Source organism: Streptomyces sp. NPDC006798 (assembly GCF_040635975.1).
GTDB lineage: Bacteria > Actinomycetota > Actinomycetes > Streptomycetales > Streptomycetaceae > Streptomyces.
In genome coordinates this window covers 26,750-41,832 of record NZ_JBEYIS010000016.1, presented here as the reverse complement: position 1 = coordinate 41,832, position 15,083 = coordinate 26,750, and the positions used below count along the sequence as shown (strand labels likewise).

Here is a 15,083-nt window from a genome sequence, read left to right as displayed (position 1 = left end):
GCCTGCTTCTGTCAGGCGGTCCGGGCCAGGAAGTCCCGGACGAGGGGGACGTTCCGGTGTCCGTCGAGCCGGGTCCGCAGCTCGGTGAGGCTGGTGCTGCCGCGTGCGGACGAGACGCCCCCCAGGCACTCGACGGCCCGCTGCCCCGCGTCCACGGCGCCGTCCAGATCGCCCAGATCGGCCCTGGCCTGGCCTTCCCGGATGAGGTAGATGGCGGCGTCCCGAGGGAAGCCGTCCTGGAAGGCGGCTGTGCTCCGCAGATCCGCCGAAGCCTGGGCGAACCGGGAGAGCGCCCGGTTGGGACGCCCCAAGGAGAGTTCGCAGCTCCCCGCCTTCATATGCAACTCGTCCGATGTCACCCAGTACACGCAATCGGGATCATCCGTACGGTCCCGGGAGCGGTCGAACGCCTCGAACGCCGCGTCGATGTCCTGCTCCGTCTCGCGAACGCGACCGGCACGTGAGTGGGCCCTGGCGCGTGAGGCGTACAGCAGCGCGTTCATCCTGGGCGACCCGGTCCGGCGGGCCGCGTCCGCCCCGGCCGTCGCGAGGTCGGCGCCGCCGCGCGGATCTCCCGCGGAGTACCGGAGCCCGGCCCAGAAGGCGAGGATGTTGGCGGTGACCACGGGGTCGTCGGCGGAGGTGGCCGCGCGCAGGGCGGCCAGGAAGTACTCCTCGGCGAGGCCGTGGCGCCCCGAGTCGTAGGCGGTCCAGCCGCAGATCCGACCGGCCTCGGCGGCGGCGCCGTACAACCGGCGTCCGGTCTTCTCCGTGTACGACGAGGTCTTCAGGGTCCCGACGATCAACTGGAGCTGGGCGTGGGCGGACGCGTGGACCCGGCCCGAACCGAACTGGTCGTCCTGCCGCCGGAGGATCGCCAGCGACTTTTCGAACGTCTTGGGGGTGGCGGCCCCGATCCGGCGACCCCGGGTGCTGGCGGTGGCGGGTACGGCGGTGATGATTCCGGCGAGTACGGGGGTTATCCCGGAGACGACGAGAAATCCTCTGCGGTCCATGGAACCTCCAACGGTGGCGACGTGGTCGAGGAGTTCGATCGCGGTGGCCGGAGTCCAGGCGGCGTCCAGTAACTGTCGCTTGCCGACGCAGGCGAGGCGGAGCCACTCCGGCCAGGGGCGGGCGGTGATCTCGTACTCCGGTACGCCGTGCAGGGCGGCCATCGCCTTCTGGGCGTGCGTATCCGGGGTGACACCGCCCCGGGTCCACCGGGTGACGCGTTTGCGGTCCCGGGCGATCGGGCCGTAGCCGAGCCGCTGATGCACCGCGCCCAAGCGGACCAGATAGTCGTTGGCCGACCAGCCCTGCTGGTGCAGCAGATAGGCCAACGGATGCTTGTCGCTGCTCACATTCTCAGAATGCCAGGCCCGTACGGGAGTTGAAGGTGTTCCGGACGCCGCAGTGCTCGCATGGGCACATGTGGTAACTGCCGGTCCGCCGCGCGGACGGGCATCCCGCACGCGCCGGAGGACGGGGTCACCGGCGGATCAGCGCAGGACCGTCTCCAGGAAGTCGGTGCCCAGCCGGGCGACCGTACCGACGTCCAACTGGTGGAGGACGTAGCGGCCCCGGCGGCGGGTGGAGATCAATCCCGCCTTCTTCAGGACCGCGATATGGCGGGAGACCTCGGGCGCGGTGATGCCGTGCGCCTCCGCCAGCTCGCTCGTGGTGTGCGGGGTACGGGCCAGATGGCGGCAGAGCTGGATCCGCATCGGATGCGCCAGGGCGTCCATCCGCAGCTTCAGCAGATCGACCGAGCCCGGTCCGGTGAGGTTCGGCGCGCCGATCGGGTAGTAGATCACCGGGCGCCAGCCGGGGGCGTCGAGTACCAGCAGATGGGGGCGGCCGAAGCTGGACGGTATGAACGTCATGCCGGGGCCGACCGCCGGATCGACCGCCGTCGTCCGGCCGGGGACGAGCTTGTCGACGGAGATCCGGGTCAGCTCCTCGTCCACGGTCAGGGCCGGCGATATCGCGCGCAGCGCCTCGGCGAGGCCCTTGTGCCGGAGCAGCTCCGTCTTGTGCCGGGCGTCGGCCGCGAGCTGGGGCGCGACCCGGCGCCAGGCGTCCGCGAAGAACGCCTCGTCGCAGTCCTCCAGCAGTCGGCGCAGCCAGACCCGGATCGCGGGCGGGTCCTCCAGGAGGCGTCTGGCGGAGGCCAGGACCTGAGGGCCGCGCCCGGCGGCCAGGGACAGGATCCGGTCCCGGTTCGCCGCGTTCGCCAGCAGATCGCCGCCCCGGTCGGGGCTGCCGCAGGCGAAGTCGAGCGCCGCCGTGACGAACCGCTCGTCCTCCAGCCGGTCCATCTGGTCCAGCTCTTCGGCGAGCGTGGCCCCCGGCCGCTCCCGGCCCGCCGACAGCCCCGCGAACGGGGCCAGTACGTCGGAGTGCGAGGCCCGCCACAGGAAGTCCGCCTCGTGCAGCCGGTCCGCGAGATCGGGCGGGAGCCCGGCGGCGGTCGCCGTCACCCAGCCGTGCAGCGCCGGATGGTGACCGGGCTCCGACAGGGCGTGCAGGGAGAGCCCCAGTTCGGCGAGGGGCGACAGCTCGAACGCGATGTGCTCCCGGGGCAGCCCGGCGATGTCGATGGTCACGGCCACCCCCTCATTCTGCGCCCCGCGCACGGGCGCGACGACGTGGATTGACGGGGCCCGTCAATCCACCCGGCACCGGTTGACCAGCGGCGTCAATCCACGTGACGGCCACCCGTCGACGAGCGGAGCGTGTCGGGCATGAACGCACTCCACCAGCACACCCTCGACAGCTACCGGGCCTCCCGGCACGGGGCCCCGGTCCCGCCCCGGCCCGGCGACCACGACTGGCAGGCCGCCCGAGAACTCACCTCACAGGCCCTCCTCGTCCGCCGCGCCGCCCGGGTCCGGCGGCGGCGCCCCGGTCCGTCCCCGGCCCGCTCCCTCCTCGCCGGGCTCGCCCGTCTGCCACGCCTGCTCCGAGCGCCCCGGTCCGCCGCCCGGAACTGACCGGGGGGACCGGTACGGGCAGGTGCGGAGCGCCCCCGGAGCTGATGGAACCCGTCCGGACCGAACCTGTCCGGACCGAAGTCGTCCGGACCGGAACCCGTCCGGACCGGGGCCGGGGGCGGAGCTGACCGGAGGGACCTGTGCGGATCGCCCCCCGAACTGGCCGTACCCGGAGCCAGCCGTACCCGGGGCTGATGGGACCAGGCCGGACCGAAGTCGTCCGGACGGGACCCGCCCGGACCGACCCGGAGCTGACGGGACCCGCCCGGACCGGAACCCGCCTGGCCCGGCCCCGTCCGGACCCGCCGTACGGGCGCCGCGCCCGGGCGTCAGCCGGCCGCCCCGGCCGCCGTCTCCGCCGCCACCCGCCGGACGAACTCCACCACGGCCTCTCCCATCTCCTCCGGCGTCCACTCCAGCGCCTCCGACGAGACGGTCACCTCGGTCGACGACACCCCCGGCACCAGCGTCCCCTCGGACCAGTAGCGGAAGAGTGTCGTCCCCGTCTCCTCGGCCTGGGAGAGGGAGGCCGCCATCAGCGCCTCCGCCGGATACGGCAGCCACACCAGGAACTGATGCGTATGCGGTGTCTCCGGGGTGAGCCGGAACCACGGCACCCCCGCCGCCCGGAAACCGTCCGCCAGGGCGCCCGCGACCTCCTTCGCCCGCGCCACATAGGACGGCAGCCTCGGCAGCTCCCGCTCCAGACCCACCAGGGCCGACAGCGCCGTCGGGAACTGGTGGAACAGCGTGCCCCCGTAGCGGTGCCGCCAGGCACGGGCCTCCGCCATCACCTCCTCCGGACCCACCAGCGCCGCGCCCGCCAGCCCTCCCAGCGACTTGTAGAAGGAGACGTAGACGCTGTCGGCGAGGCCCGCTATCTCGTCGAGCGGCCGGTCGAAGTGCGTCACGCACTCCCAGATCCGGGCGCCGTCGAAATGGACCACCGCGTCCCGCTCGCGCGCCGCGGCCGTGACCGCGACCAGCTCGTCCCAGCTCGGCAGGACGAAGCCCGCGTCCCGGAGCGGAAGCTCCAGCATCAGCGCCCCGAACGGCTCCTCGAAGCCGCTGACCTCGGCCGCCGTCGGCAGTCTGTGCTCCCGGGTGGGATGGACCGTCCGCAGACCGCTCACCCCTCCGAACGCGCCCCGCTCGTGCAGCTCCGGATGGGCCAGCGGATGCAGCGCCACCGTGCCGTTCCCGGTCCGCCCCGCCCAGCAGCGGAGCGCGACCTGCTGGGCCATCGTCCCGGTCGGGAAGAACACGGCCGCCGGGAACCCGAGCAGCCCGGCCACCCGCCGCTCCAGTTCCCCGACCACCCCGTCCCCGTACCAGTCGGGTGGCTCCGCCAGGTCGTACGCCCCGGCCGCGTCCGCCGTCAGCCCCGCCAGCAGCTCCGCCATCGGCCGGTCGGTCGACTGCCGCCACAACGTCCGGCCGGAGGCCCGCCAGGCCGCCCGCCTGCGCCGCCTCAGTTCCTCCTCGGACGGTCCCGTGTCCGCGGTACCCGCCGTGTCGTCCGCCGTGCCCGCCGTATCCGTGTCGGTCATCGAACCGCCCCCGATCTCCTCCGGTCGCCCGTCCGCGACCCGTCCCTGTCCGCCCGCGCCGGTCGGTGCCCCGGTCACGGCATATCCGTGCGAGCGTGCCGGAGCGGTCGGCCGCGCGCACCCGGGTTTCCGGGCCCGCCCGGCGACCGCTCCTTCGCGATCACTCACGATGATTCCCCGGGTCCGCGACCCCGTCCACGCCCTGTGGATAACTCGCCTGTGGACGACCGGAGGGGCGTCCACGGCGCTGGCGTAGCATGACGGAACATCGTCCGGTACCCACCGCGGACTGGAACGGAAGGCCCCACCGCGTGAACGCATCAGCCCCCCAGCACGAACCGCCCGACCCCCGGGACAGGCCCGCCCGGCTGACCGTCGGAGTCGTCGGCGCAGGCCGCGTCGGACCGGCGCTCGCCGCCGCCCTCCGGCTCGCCGGACACCGCCCCGTCGCCGTCTCCGGGGTCTCCGACGCCTCCCGGCGCCGGGCCGCCGCCCTGCTGCCCGATGTGCCGCTGGTCCCGCCCGCCGAGGTCCTCGCGCGGGCCGAGCTGGTGCTGCTGACGGTCCCCGACGACACCCTGCCGGGCCTGGTCGACGGCCTCGTCGGCACCGGCGCCGTACGGCCGGGACAGCTGCTCGTCCACACCTCCGGCCGGTACGGCACGGCGGTGCTCGACCCGGCGACCCGCGCGGGCGCGCTGCCGCTGGCCCTCCACCCGGCCATGACGTTCACCGGTACCGGTGTGGACGTCCAGCGGCTGGCGGGCTGCTCCTTCGGGGTGACCGCCCCGGACGAGCTGCGGCTGGCCGCGGAGGCGCTGGTCATCGAGATGGGCGGCGAGCCCGAGTGGATCGCGGAGCACGCCCGTCCGCTGTATCACGCGGCTCTCGCCCTCGGCGCGAACCACCTGGTGACCCTGGTCGCCCAGTCCATGGAACTGCTCCGCGAGGCGGGCGTCACCGCCCCGGACCGGATGCTCGGCCCCCTCCTCGGCGCCGCCCTGGACAATGCCCTGCGCTCCGGCGACGCCGCCCTCACCGGCCCGGTCGCCCGGGGCGACGCCGGTACGGTCGCGGCGCATGTCGCCGAGTTGCGCAAGCACGCCCCGGGGACGGTCGCGGGCTATCTCGCCATGGCCCGTACCACCGCCGACCGGGCCCTGGCCCACGGACTGCTCAAGCCCGAACTGGCCGAGGACCTGCTCGGCGTCCTCGCCGACGGCCGGGACGGCTGCGGAGGCCCCGGCCACAGCGGCCATAACGGCCATAACGGCCGCGATGGTGGCGACGGCGGGACGGACGGAAGACCCGGCGAGGAGGGCGACCAGCGATGACCGCCGACCGGCAGCACACCCTGCCGCCGCCGTCCGAGGGGCCGCCCGCCGTGCCCGAAGGGCTCGTACTGCTCCGTACGAAGGCCGACCTCGCCGGGTATAAGGCCGACCTCGCCGGATATCCCGACGGCCCCGACCCCGCCCGGGACCGCCCCCGGGCCCGTACCGGCGTCGTGATGACGATGGGCGCGCTGCACGAGGGCCACGCCACCCTGATCCGTACCGCCCGCTCCGCCGTCGGCGAGGACGGCCGGGTCGTCGTCACCGTCTTCGTCAATCCGCTCCAGTTCGGCGCGGGCGAGGACCTGGACCGCTACCCCCGGACCCTCGGCGCCGATCTGGAGATCGCGGCGGCGGCGGGCGCCGACGCCGTCTTCGCCCCCTCGGCCGCCGAGATGTACCCCGGCGGGCAGCCGGGGGTCAGGATCGCCGCCGGGCCCATGGGCGAGCGCCTGGAAGGCGCCAGCCGCCCGGGACACTTCGACGGCATGCTGACCGTGGTCGCCAAACTCCTCCACCTCACCCGCCCCGATGTGGCGTTCTTCGGCCAGAAGGACGCGCAGCAGTTGGCGCTGATCCGCCGGATGGTCCGCGATCTCGACCTGCCCGTCGAGATCGCCGGGGTGCCCACGGTCCGGGAGGACGACGGGCTCGCGCTCTCCAGCCGTAACCGCTATCTCTCCCCGGCCGAGCGGCGGACGGCCCTCGCGCTCTCCACCGCCCTCTTCGCCGCCGCCGAACGGCTCGCCGCCCAGCAGGCGCTGTCCGCCAGGGCCGAGACGAACCCCAACGCCGGGGCCCGCGCGCGGGCGCTCTCCCGGATGGGCGAGGCACGGGCCGCCGCCGACGCGGCGGCTGTTGCGTCGGCGGGACACGGCGGCGCAGACGCGGTCCGGGCCGCCGCCCGTACGGTGATCGAGGACGCGGCCCACGCCACTCCGCCGCTCGACCTGGACTATCTGGCCCTGGTCGACCCCGCCGACTTCACGGAGGTCCCCGACGACCACCGGGGCGACGCGATCCTCGCCGTCGCGGCGAAGGTCGGCACGACCCGGCTGATCGACAACATCCCGCTGAGCTTCGGAGCCATGCCGTGACCGCTCACCCCAGGCCCCAGACCCTCGGCACCCCCTCCGCGCCCGAGTCCGGGCCTACGGGGACCGCGACCGATACCGCGACCGAGATCGCGTCCGGGGAGACCACGACCCGCCCCCGGACCGCGATACGGCTCGACGCCCCGCCCCCCGGCTGGTCCGTCGCCGCCGACGTCGTCGTCGTGGGCTCCGGCGTCGCCGGGCTCACGACCGCCCTGCGCTGCGCCGCCGCCGGGCTGACCACGGTCGTCGTCACCAAGGCCCGCCTCGACGACGGCTCCACCCGCTGGGCCCAGGGCGGCATAGCCGCCGCCCTCGGCGACGGCGACACCCCCGAGCAGCATCTGGCCGACACCCTCGTCGCGGGCGCCGGGCTCTGCGACGAGGAGGCGGTACGGCTGCTCGTCACCGAGGGCCCCGGAGCCGTACACCGGCTGATCGAATCCGGCGCGCACTTCGACACCTCGCCCGAGACCGGCGAGATCGAGCTGACCCGCGAAGGCGGCCACCACCGCCGCCGGATCGCCCACGCGGGCGGCGACGCCACCGGCGCCGAGATCTCCCGCGCCCTGGTCGACGCGGTCCGCTCGGCCGGACTGCGGACCATCGAGAACGCCCTGGTCCTGGATCTCCTCACGGACGCCGACGGCCGCACCGCCGGCGTCAGCCTGCATGTCATGGGCGAGGGCCAGCACGACGGCGTCGGCGCCGTCCACGCCCCGGCGGTCGTCCTCGCCACCGGCGGCATGGGCCAGATCTTCGCCGCCACCACCAACCCGGCCGTCTCCACCGGCGACGGCGTCGCCCTCGCGCTCCGCGCCGGGGCCGAGGTCTCCGACCTCGAATTCGTCCAGTTCCACCCCACGGTCCTGTTCCTCGGCGCCGACGCGGAGGGCCAGCAGCCCCTCGTCTCCGAGGCGGTACGGGGCGAGGGCGCTCATCTCGTCGACGCGTCCGGCGTCCGCTTCATGGCCGGTACGCACGAACTGGCCGAACTCGCCCCGCGCGACGTCGTCGCCAAGGCGATCATGCGGCGGATGCGCGAGCAGGGCGCCGACCATATGTACCTCGACGCCCGCCACTTCGGCGCCGAGATGTGGGAGCACCGCTTCCCGACGATCCTCGCGGCCTGCCGCGCCCACGGCCTCGACCCCGTCACCGAGCCGATCCCGGTCGCCCCCGCCGCGCACTACGCCTCCGGCGGCGTCCGCACCGACCGGTACGGCCGGACGACCGTCCCCGGCCTGTACGCCTGCGGGGAAGTCGCCTGTACGGGCGTCCACGGCGCCAACCGGCTCGCCTCCAACTCCCTCCTCGAAGGGCTGGTCTTCGCCGAGCGCATCGCGGCGGACATCGCGTCCGAGGCGGCCCGGGAGCCGCTGGCCGCCGGGGCGCCGGTCACCACCCCGGGGTCGGCCACCGTACTGCCGCTGACCGACCCCGGCGCCCGCGCCCGGATCCAGCGGACCATGTCCCTCGGCGCCGGAGTCCTGCGCTCCGCCGACAGCCTCCGCGAGGCCGCCGCGGCCCTCGACGCGATCCGCGCGGAGGCCGACACCCCGGCCACCGCCCCGAGTACCTCTACGGCCCCCGGCGCCCCGGCGGCCGTCCATGTGTCCAAGCCCGCCGTCCCCGGAGTCGACGCCTGGGAGACCACCAACCTCCTCTGCGTCGCCCGCGTCCTCACGGCCGCCGCGCTCCGCCGCGAGGAGACCCGGGGCTGCCACTGGCGCGAGGACCGCCCCGACCGGGACGACCGGGAGTGGCGCCGCCATCTGGTGATCCGGCTCGACCCCGACCGGAGCGTCGTCGCGCACCGGACCGACACCACCGCCTTCCCCCCGACATCCTCCAGGGAGCACCAGTCGTGAGCACGCCCGAAGAACGTCCGGTCCCCGTGGACGTACCCCTGATCCAGATCGGCTCCGATCCCTCCGCCGGCGGCTGCGGGGACGCCTGCGGCTGCGGCCACGGCGCGGACCCGGCGGACCCCGACGGCGAGCTGTACGAATGCGGGCTCGACCCCGCCCTCGCCGTACTGCTCGCCGAATCCGGACTCGACCCGGTCCAGGTCGAGGACATCGCCCATCTCGCCCTGAGCGAGGACCTCGACGGCGGGGTGGACGTCACGAGCGTGGCGACCGTCCCCGCCGACGCCGTCGCCACCGGCGACTTCACCGCCCGCGAGGCCGGTACGGTCGCGGGCATCCAGATCGCCGAGGCCGTGCTCTCCATCGTCGCCACCGACGAGTTCGAGGTCGAGCGGCACGTCGCCGACGGCGACCGGGTCGAGGCGGGCCAGAAACTGCTCTCCGTCACCACCCGGACCCGGGAACTCCTCACCGGCGAGCGCAGCGCCCTCAACATCCTGGGCCGCCTCTCCGGCGTCGCGACCGCCACCCGGGCCTGGGCGGACGCCCTGGAGGGCACCGGCGCGAAGGTCCGCGACACCCGGAAGACCACCCCCGGACTGCGCGCCCTGGAGAAGTACGCGGTCCGCTGCGGCGGCGGCGTCAACCACCGGATGTCGCTCTCCGACGCGGCCCTCGTCAAGGACAACCACGTGATCGCCGCGGGCGGGGTGGCCGAGGCGTTCAAGGCCGTCCGAGACGTCTTCCCCGGCGTACCGGTCGAGGTCGAGGTCGACACCCTGGACCAGGTACGGGAAGTGCTCGAAGCGGGCGCCGACCTGATCCTCCTCGACAACTTCACCCCCGAGGCCACCGCCGAGGCGGTCGCCCTGGTCGCGGGCCGCGCGGTGCTCGAATCGTCGGGCCGGCTCACCCTGGAGAACGCCCGGGCCTACGCGGACACCGGCGTCGACTTCCTCGCGGTCGGCGCGCTCACCCACTCCGCGCGCGTCCTGGACATCGGACTCGACCTGCGCGAGCCGTCGGCGGACACGGCGGGGGCGGACGACTGATGCTGCTCACCATCGACGTCGGCAACACCCATATGGTCCTCGGTCTCTTCGACGGGGAGGAGATCGTCGAACACTGGCGGATCTCCACCGACGCCAGCCGCACCGCGGACGAACTGGCCGTCCTCCTCCAGGGCCTGATGGGGATGCACCCACTGCTCGGGGTCGAACTGGGCGACGGTATCGAGGGCATCTGCATCTGCTCCACGGTCCCGGCCGTCCTGCACGAACTGCGCGAGGTCACCCGCCGCTACTACGGCGACGTACCGGCGATCCTCGTCGAACCCGGCGTGAAGACCGGGGTGCCGATCCTGACCGACCACCCCAAGGAGGTCGGCGCGGACCGGGTCATCAACTCGGTGGCCGCCGTGGAGCTGTACGGCGGCCCGGCGATCGTCGTGGACTTCGGTACGGCGACCACGTTCGACGCGGTCAGCGCGCGGGGCGAGTACGTCGGCGGCGTCATCGCCCCCGGTATCGAGATCTCCGTGGACGCGCTCGGCGTCAAGGGCGCCCAGCTCCGCAAGATCGAGCTGGCCCGGCCCCGCAGCGTGATCGGCAAGAACACGGTCGAGGCCATGCAGTCGGGCATCGTGTACGGCTTCGCGGGCCAGGTCGACGGAGTCGTCCAGCGGATGAAACGCGAGCTGGCCCCGCAGGACCCCGACGAGGTCACGGTGATCGCGACGGGCGGACTGGCGCCGATGGTGCTGGGCGAGTCTTCGGAGATCGACGAGCACGAGCCGTGGCTCACGCTGATCGGCCTCCGCCTGGTCTACGAACGCAACATCGCCCGCCTCTGAGGCACCGCGCCGCGACCCGCCGCCGACGGCAGCGCTGTCGTGGCCGTTCGCGCGGTTCCGCCCCCTGTGCCTTCGGCGATGGGGGGACCCCCAGCGCCTTGGCTCTCCGGGTGAGGCCCACGCAGTCCGCCCGGCGGTGCGGGTGTTGTCGGGCGACCGCGCGCCGGTGGCTGGCTTGTCGCGCAGTTCCCCGCGCCCCTGAATGCTCTCCCGCTCCCGTCCCTGGAAAGGGGTAGCCGCCTCCTTGCGGGGGCGGCGAGAAGGGCAACCCAGGGGCGCGAAGAACTGCGCGACAAGCCACAGGCGGGGTGCGGACCGCCGACAACACCCGGTCGCCGGGCGAGACCCGGGTGGTTCGGGGCGGCGCCCCGGAGGGCCAATGCGCGGGGGCCCGAGACCTTGCGGGGCCAAGGAACTTGGGGGTGGCGGGGCTTTGCGGCGCGGGGGGAGCAACACGCGGCGCGCGGGCGCGGATCGCGGCTCAGGGGACGCGCCCGGGAATCGGGAATAGCCCGATATTGTCTAAAAGCGACCGTATCGTCAGGACATGCCCACGCCTTACGGATCCCGCGGCGGTATGGCCTTCAGCGCGGACGAGCTGCGGGTCGTCCGACGCGCTCTCGCCGTCGCCCTGCATCCCGCCCCACTCGCCGACGAGGACGTCCAGGACTGTTTCCGGCTCGCGGACTCCGTGGACGAGGCGGCACGGGAGGCGGGCCGCCTCCGCGCCTTCCTCCTCGCCGATCTCGGGCGGTATCGCGCCGCGCTGCCCGGCGCGGCGGCGGGCTATCTGGAGCTGCTCCAGGACGCGCTGGCGGCCGGGTACGACCCCAGGCCCGAGGATCTGGCCGCCCTGCGGGGGCTCCGCGCGCTGCCCGCCGCCGAGGCCGTACTCGAACGCTGCCAGGTGCTGGCGGAGCGGTCCGTACGGGCCAGGCTCGCCGGGCGCCGGGTGACCGCGCCCGCGCCCAGGACCCGGCTGCTCGCCCTGCCCGGCGGCCGGGCCGCGGCCGACGACGGCGAGGCGTCCGAGGAGAAGCCCGAGCCGAGGCCGAAGCCCGCGCCCCGGCCCGCCGGGCCGGCGCCCGCGAAGCCGGGGGAGCGGCCGGTGCCGAAGCCGTCCGAGGTGTTCCCGCCGCGCCGCCGTCCGGTCCCCCCGCCGGAGCGGCTGGCGACGGCCTGATCCCGCAAGGGGGCCGCCCGGCCTCTCCGCCCGGCCCCGCGGCAGGCGTCCGCGGGGCCTTGGCTACCCTGAGGTCATGGACTACATCTCGGCGCTCGTGCCTCCCGCGGTGATGGCCACCTTCTTCACCATCCTGATCGTGACGATCGTGAAGAGTCAGGGCGGTCCGAACAAGACCAAGGAGGACGCGTTCGTGGACGCCGCCCTCGCCCGCGCCGAAGCCGTCGGCCAGGCCCCGGCGGGTGGTACGGCCTCCGCCGCCGCCAAGGACGACTGACCCCGCGCGGGGTCGGCGAGCGGGGCAAGCGGGGGACACCCGGGACGCACGGACGGCGATCGCCGCCGCCGTGCGTCCTTTTTGTTCGCCAACCTCCGGTTATGTCGAGTAATCCGAGATTTTCGGAGATTTCCCACTATGGTGGGTATGTGCCCCGTCAATTGGGAGACCTTGAAGACGCCGTGATGACGCGCGTCTGGCAATGGAACCGGCCGGTCACCGTCCGGGAAGTACTGGAAGACCTTCAACAGGACCGTTCCATCGCCTACACGACCGTCATGACGGTCATGGACAATCTCCATCAGAAGGGCTGGGTCCGCCGGGAAGTCGAAGGCCGCGCCTATCGATATACGGCGGTCTCGACCCGGGCCGCCTACTCCGCGGCCCTGATGAACGACGCATGGGCGCAGAGCGACAACCCCGCCGCCGCCCTCGTCGCCTTCTTCGGGATGATGTCGCCGGAACAGCGGGAAGCGCTCCAGGCGGCCGTTCGTATGGTGCAGACCGATACGGTCCCCGAACCCGCCCCGGCCCCCGCCGCCACCCCGGAAGGCGCCGCCCAAGGCGATCCTGAAGCAGCCTTGGAAGACGCCCGGGAAGGCGAGCCCGAAGGTGCCGGGGAAGCCGCCGCGGAAGGCTCCGGGGAAGCCGTCCCCGAAGGCGGTCCGGAACACGGATCGCGGGCCCGCGCGGGCGAACGCGGCCCGGAAGGCGCGGCCGAGGGCGCTGACGAGGGCGAACCCCCGGGGCGATAGCGTCGGCCCATGTCGAATCCCGCAGAGAATGCCATCACCGTCCGCCGGGCCAGGACCGGGGATGTGTCCGCGGTCCGCCGGCTCCTCGACCCCTACGTACACGATGGCATCCTGCTCGACAAAGCGACTGTCACTCTTTACGAAGACATCCAGGAGTTCTGGGTCGCGGAACGCGACACCGACGGTACGGTCGTCGGATGCGGGGCCCTCCACGTCATGTGGGAAGACCTCGCGGAAGTACGCACTCTCGCCGTCGACCCGCTCCACAAGGGCTCCGGCATCGGTCACCTGCTGCTCGACAAGCTGTTGCGCACCGCGCGGTGGCTCGGTGTGCGCCGGGTTTTCTGCCTCACCTTCGAAGTGGACTTCTTCGGCAAGCACGGCTTCGTGGAGATCGGTGAGACACCGGTCGACGGAGATGTCTACACCGAGCTGCTCCGTTCCTATGACGAGGGTGTCGCCGAGTTCCTGGGACTCGAACGCGTGAAGCCGAACACCCTCGGCAACAGCCGGATGCTTCTCCAGCTGTGATCCCCCTCCGGGGTCCCTCCGGAGCATCACGGAGCCATCGAGGCGCGATCCCTATGTCCGAATCGCGCACGTTTCCCGCGTTCTTCGGGTTCTGAACCTCTGTCAAGGGTTTGAGTTTTCCAGAGAAAAGCGGTTTCCTTTCCGCGTAACACATTTTCGATGAAAGGAAATCCGGTGGCACAGAAGGTTCAGGTCCTTCTTGTCGATGACCTCGACGGCGGCGAGGCGGACGAGACCGTCACGTTCGCGCTGGACGGCAAGACCTACGAGATCGACCTCACCACCGCCAATGCGGACAAGCTCCGCTCGTTGCTGGAGCCGTACGCGAAGAACGGCCGGCGCACGGGCGGTCGCGCGTCCACGGGTCGCGGGAAGGGCCGGGCCGCGAGCGACAACAAGAACACCGCGGAAGTCCGCGCCTGGGCCAAGGCGAACGGTTACGACGTCAACGACCGCGGGCGTGTACCCGCCACGGTCCGCGAGGCGTACGAGAAGGCCAACGGCTGACCGGCACCGACCGGCGGGCGTCCGCGCCCGCTAATCGGCTCTATTCGCGGATCGGGCAATCGCACAGGTATCCGATGCCGGTGCGGCTATTCGGCCGCAGCAATCGGGCCCGGTGGCATTCCGTCGCCACCGTGTCCAGCAGCCGCAGGAGATCGGGCCCCCGTACGCGTCCGGGGTGCCCGCCGGCTTCCGCGGCCGCCGGACCCGCCGCGCCCGGCGGTTCCGGCAGACACGGCAGGTACGGACCCGGTACGGGGGGCCGCAGCCATACGGCGGCCCCCCGGGTCCCGGCCGTTCCGGGCGGCGGGGGCGCGGGCATCCGCCCGCCGGTGCCCACGGCCGTCAGATCCAGGGCGACCCCGCCCCACTCCAGCCAGGCCAGCACGCCCGGCACCTCGTCGGCGGCCCCGGGGGCGATCAGCAGCAGCGCCCGGTCCCCGGCCAGGGCGACCGGCCCGACGGCGGCCCGGCGCAGTACGGCCGCGCCCGCGTCGGCCGGTACCTCCAGTACGTCGAAGGCGAGCCCCGTCAGCAGCTCCACGGGCCCGTCCCCGGACGGCTCCGCGACCGGCCAGCCGAGCCGGGTCCGGTACCAGTGGGCCACGGCCGCGGAATCCGTCGAAGGGACTGTCGGCGCGATCGGCGCGATCGGCACGGACGGCACGGCCCGTGCGGACTGTCCGGCCCGCGCGAACGGCATCGCCCGGCCGTCGGCGGCCCGGCGCGGCGACGGCAGCACGGCCGGTACCGGAGGTCCGGAAGGGGCCGACGGGACGGGCGGTACGGCCGGGACGAGCGGCGGAACACCTGCCGACGGGGAAGGACTCATGGTCCGGGAACTCCGCGGGACCACCGAGGGTTACGCAGAGTGTCTGAAGCATCGCACTCCGTCCCGTGATCACCGGCCGTCCCGCGGTGATCGGGTGCGTTCGGCCCCCGGATTTGTTCGCCCATAGCTGAGGGGAACCGCTGCGCGCCGCATGGAGTGTCAGTGCTTACGGGTAAGACATTCCTAGTGAGGAGGGGCGACACGCTCGCACGGAGGCCGTGCGTTCGCCATCGGCGTACAGCTGGCGAGAGTAACCGCTTGGCCTGCGGGAACATGGTCTCGCACCATCGGGTTGGAGCATGTG

Annotated in this window: 15 protein-coding genes; 11 read left to right on the top strand and 4 right to left on the bottom strand. The window is 73.3% G+C overall.

Annotation, left to right across the window (positions count from 1 at the left end; all coding sequences use genetic code 11):
* Positions 1-11 precede the first annotated feature (11 nt).
* Positions 12-1,364 carry a transcriptional regulator gene (locus tag ABZ714_RS13605; RefSeq protein WP_358825365.1) on the bottom strand — a complete coding sequence of 451 codons (1,353 nt, stop codon included), beginning with the start codon at positions 1,362-1,364 and terminating at the stop codon, positions 12-14.
* A gap of 138 nt (positions 1,365-1,502) precedes the next feature.
* A complete protein-coding gene (locus ABZ714_RS13600) occupies positions 1,503-2,609 on the bottom strand; it encodes a DUF5937 family protein (RefSeq protein ID WP_358825364.1) in 1,107 nt (368 codons plus the stop codon).
* A gap of 138 nt (positions 2,610-2,747) precedes the next feature.
* Between ABZ714_RS13600 and ABZ714_RS13595 the strand changes: the two genes are divergently transcribed.
* Positions 2,748-2,996 (top strand): hypothetical protein, encoded by a 249-nt coding sequence (locus ABZ714_RS13595; protein ID WP_358825363.1) that lies wholly within the window; start codon positions 2,748-2,750, stop codon positions 2,994-2,996.
* Between the two features lie 329 nt (positions 2,997-3,325).
* On the opposite strand, the gene ABZ714_RS13590 is transcribed toward ABZ714_RS13595, so the two are convergent.
* Complete coding sequence (locus ABZ714_RS13590) at positions 3,326-4,546, bottom strand: beta-eliminating lyase-related protein (RefSeq protein ID WP_358825449.1); 1,221 nt, start codon at positions 4,544-4,546, stop codon at positions 3,326-3,328.
* Between the two features lie 311 nt (positions 4,547-4,857).
* Between ABZ714_RS13590 and ABZ714_RS13585 the strand changes: the two genes are divergently transcribed.
* The 10 genes from ABZ714_RS13585 (at position 4,858) to ABZ714_RS13540 (ending at position 13,950) form a co-directional block, all read left to right on the top strand.
* Positions 4,858-5,880 (top strand): DUF2520 domain-containing protein, encoded by a 1,023-nt coding sequence (locus tag ABZ714_RS13585; protein WP_358825362.1) that lies wholly within the window; start codon positions 4,858-4,860, stop codon positions 5,878-5,880.
* The gene (gene panC / locus ABZ714_RS13580; protein ID WP_358825361.1) at positions 5,877-6,977 is read left to right on the top strand and encodes a pantoate--beta-alanine ligase; all 1,101 of its coding nucleotides are present in this window, start codon (positions 5,877-5,879) and stop codon (positions 6,975-6,977) included. Before ABZ714_RS13585 ends, panC begins: the two co-directional genes overlap by 4 nt.
* Before the next feature lie 86 nt (positions 6,978-7,063).
* Complete coding sequence (locus ABZ714_RS13575) at positions 7,064-8,845, top strand: L-aspartate oxidase (protein ID WP_358825448.1); 1,782 nt, start codon at positions 7,064-7,066, stop codon at positions 8,843-8,845.
* On the top strand, positions 8,842-9,897 hold the full coding sequence (nadC, locus tag ABZ714_RS13570) for a carboxylating nicotinate-nucleotide diphosphorylase (protein ID WP_358825360.1): 1,056 nt from the start codon (positions 8,842-8,844) through the stop codon (positions 9,895-9,897). Before ABZ714_RS13575 ends, nadC begins: the two co-directional genes overlap by 4 nt.
* Positions 9,897-10,697 carry a type III pantothenate kinase gene (locus ABZ714_RS13565; RefSeq protein WP_358825359.1) on the top strand — a complete coding sequence of 267 codons (801 nt, stop codon included), beginning with the start codon at positions 9,897-9,899 and terminating at the stop codon, positions 10,695-10,697. The genes nadC and ABZ714_RS13565 overlap by 1 nt, the downstream gene beginning before the upstream one ends.
* 577 nt (positions 10,698-11,274) lie before the next feature.
* Positions 11,275-11,880, top strand: a complete 606-nt coding sequence (locus ABZ714_RS13560; RefSeq protein WP_358825447.1) for a hypothetical protein — start codon at positions 11,275-11,277, stop codon at positions 11,878-11,880.
* A gap of 76 nt (positions 11,881-11,956) precedes the next feature.
* Positions 11,957-12,157: a hypothetical protein gene (locus tag ABZ714_RS13555; protein ID WP_358825358.1), complete on the top strand. Its 201-nt coding sequence runs from the start codon at positions 11,957-11,959 to the stop codon at positions 12,155-12,157.
* 101 nt (positions 12,158-12,258) lie between these two features.
* A complete protein-coding gene (locus ABZ714_RS13550) occupies positions 12,259-12,912 on the top strand; it encodes a BlaI/MecI/CopY family transcriptional regulator (RefSeq protein WP_358825357.1) in 654 nt (217 codons plus the stop codon).
* 9 nt (positions 12,913-12,921) lie between these two features.
* On the top strand, positions 12,922-13,443 hold the full coding sequence (locus ABZ714_RS13545; RefSeq protein ID WP_358825356.1) for an amino-acid N-acetyltransferase: 522 nt from the start codon (positions 12,922-12,924) through the stop codon (positions 13,441-13,443).
* Between the two features lie 174 nt (positions 13,444-13,617).
* The gene (locus ABZ714_RS13540) at positions 13,618-13,950 is read left to right on the top strand and encodes an Lsr2 family protein (RefSeq protein WP_358825355.1); all 333 of its coding nucleotides are present in this window, start codon (positions 13,618-13,620) and stop codon (positions 13,948-13,950) included.
* Between the two features lie 40 nt (positions 13,951-13,990).
* Here the strand turns inward: ABZ714_RS13540 and ABZ714_RS13535 are convergent, their stop codons facing one another.
* The gene (locus ABZ714_RS13535) at positions 13,991-14,779 is read right to left on the bottom strand and encodes an SCO3374 family protein (protein WP_358825354.1); all 789 of its coding nucleotides are present in this window, start codon (positions 14,777-14,779) and stop codon (positions 13,991-13,993) included.
* Positions 14,780-15,083 lie beyond the last annotated feature (304 nt).

Excerpts from the sequence above, each read along its gene's own strand:
- ABZ714_RS13595 (WP_358825363.1), top strand. The coding sequence starts at position 2,748 with ATGAACGCACTCCACCAGCACACCCTCGACAGCTACCGGGCCTCCCGG.
- ABZ714_RS13590 (WP_358825449.1), bottom strand. The coding sequence starts at position 4,546 with ATGACCGACACGGATACGGCGGGCACGGCGGACGACACGGCGGGTACC.
- panC (WP_358825361.1), top strand. The coding sequence starts at position 5,877 with ATGACCGCCGACCGGCAGCACACCCTGCCGCCGCCGTCCGAGGGGCCG.
- ABZ714_RS13565 (WP_358825359.1), top strand. The coding sequence starts at position 9,897 with ATGCTGCTCACCATCGACGTCGGCAACACCCATATGGTCCTCGGTCTC.
- ABZ714_RS13560 (WP_358825447.1), top strand. The coding sequence starts at position 11,275 with ATGGCCTTCAGCGCGGACGAGCTGCGGGTCGTCCGACGCGCTCTCGCC.
- ABZ714_RS13555 (WP_358825358.1), top strand. The coding sequence starts at position 11,957 with ATGGACTACATCTCGGCGCTCGTGCCTCCCGCGGTGATGGCCACCTTC.
- ABZ714_RS13550 (WP_358825357.1), top strand. The coding sequence starts at position 12,259 with ATGTCGAGTAATCCGAGATTTTCGGAGATTTCCCACTATGGTGGGTAT.
- ABZ714_RS13545 (WP_358825356.1), top strand. The coding sequence starts at position 12,922 with ATGTCGAATCCCGCAGAGAATGCCATCACCGTCCGCCGGGCCAGGACC.
- ABZ714_RS13535 (WP_358825354.1), bottom strand. The coding sequence starts at position 14,779 with ATGAGTCCTTCCCCGTCGGCAGGTGTTCCGCCGCTCGTCCCGGCCGTA.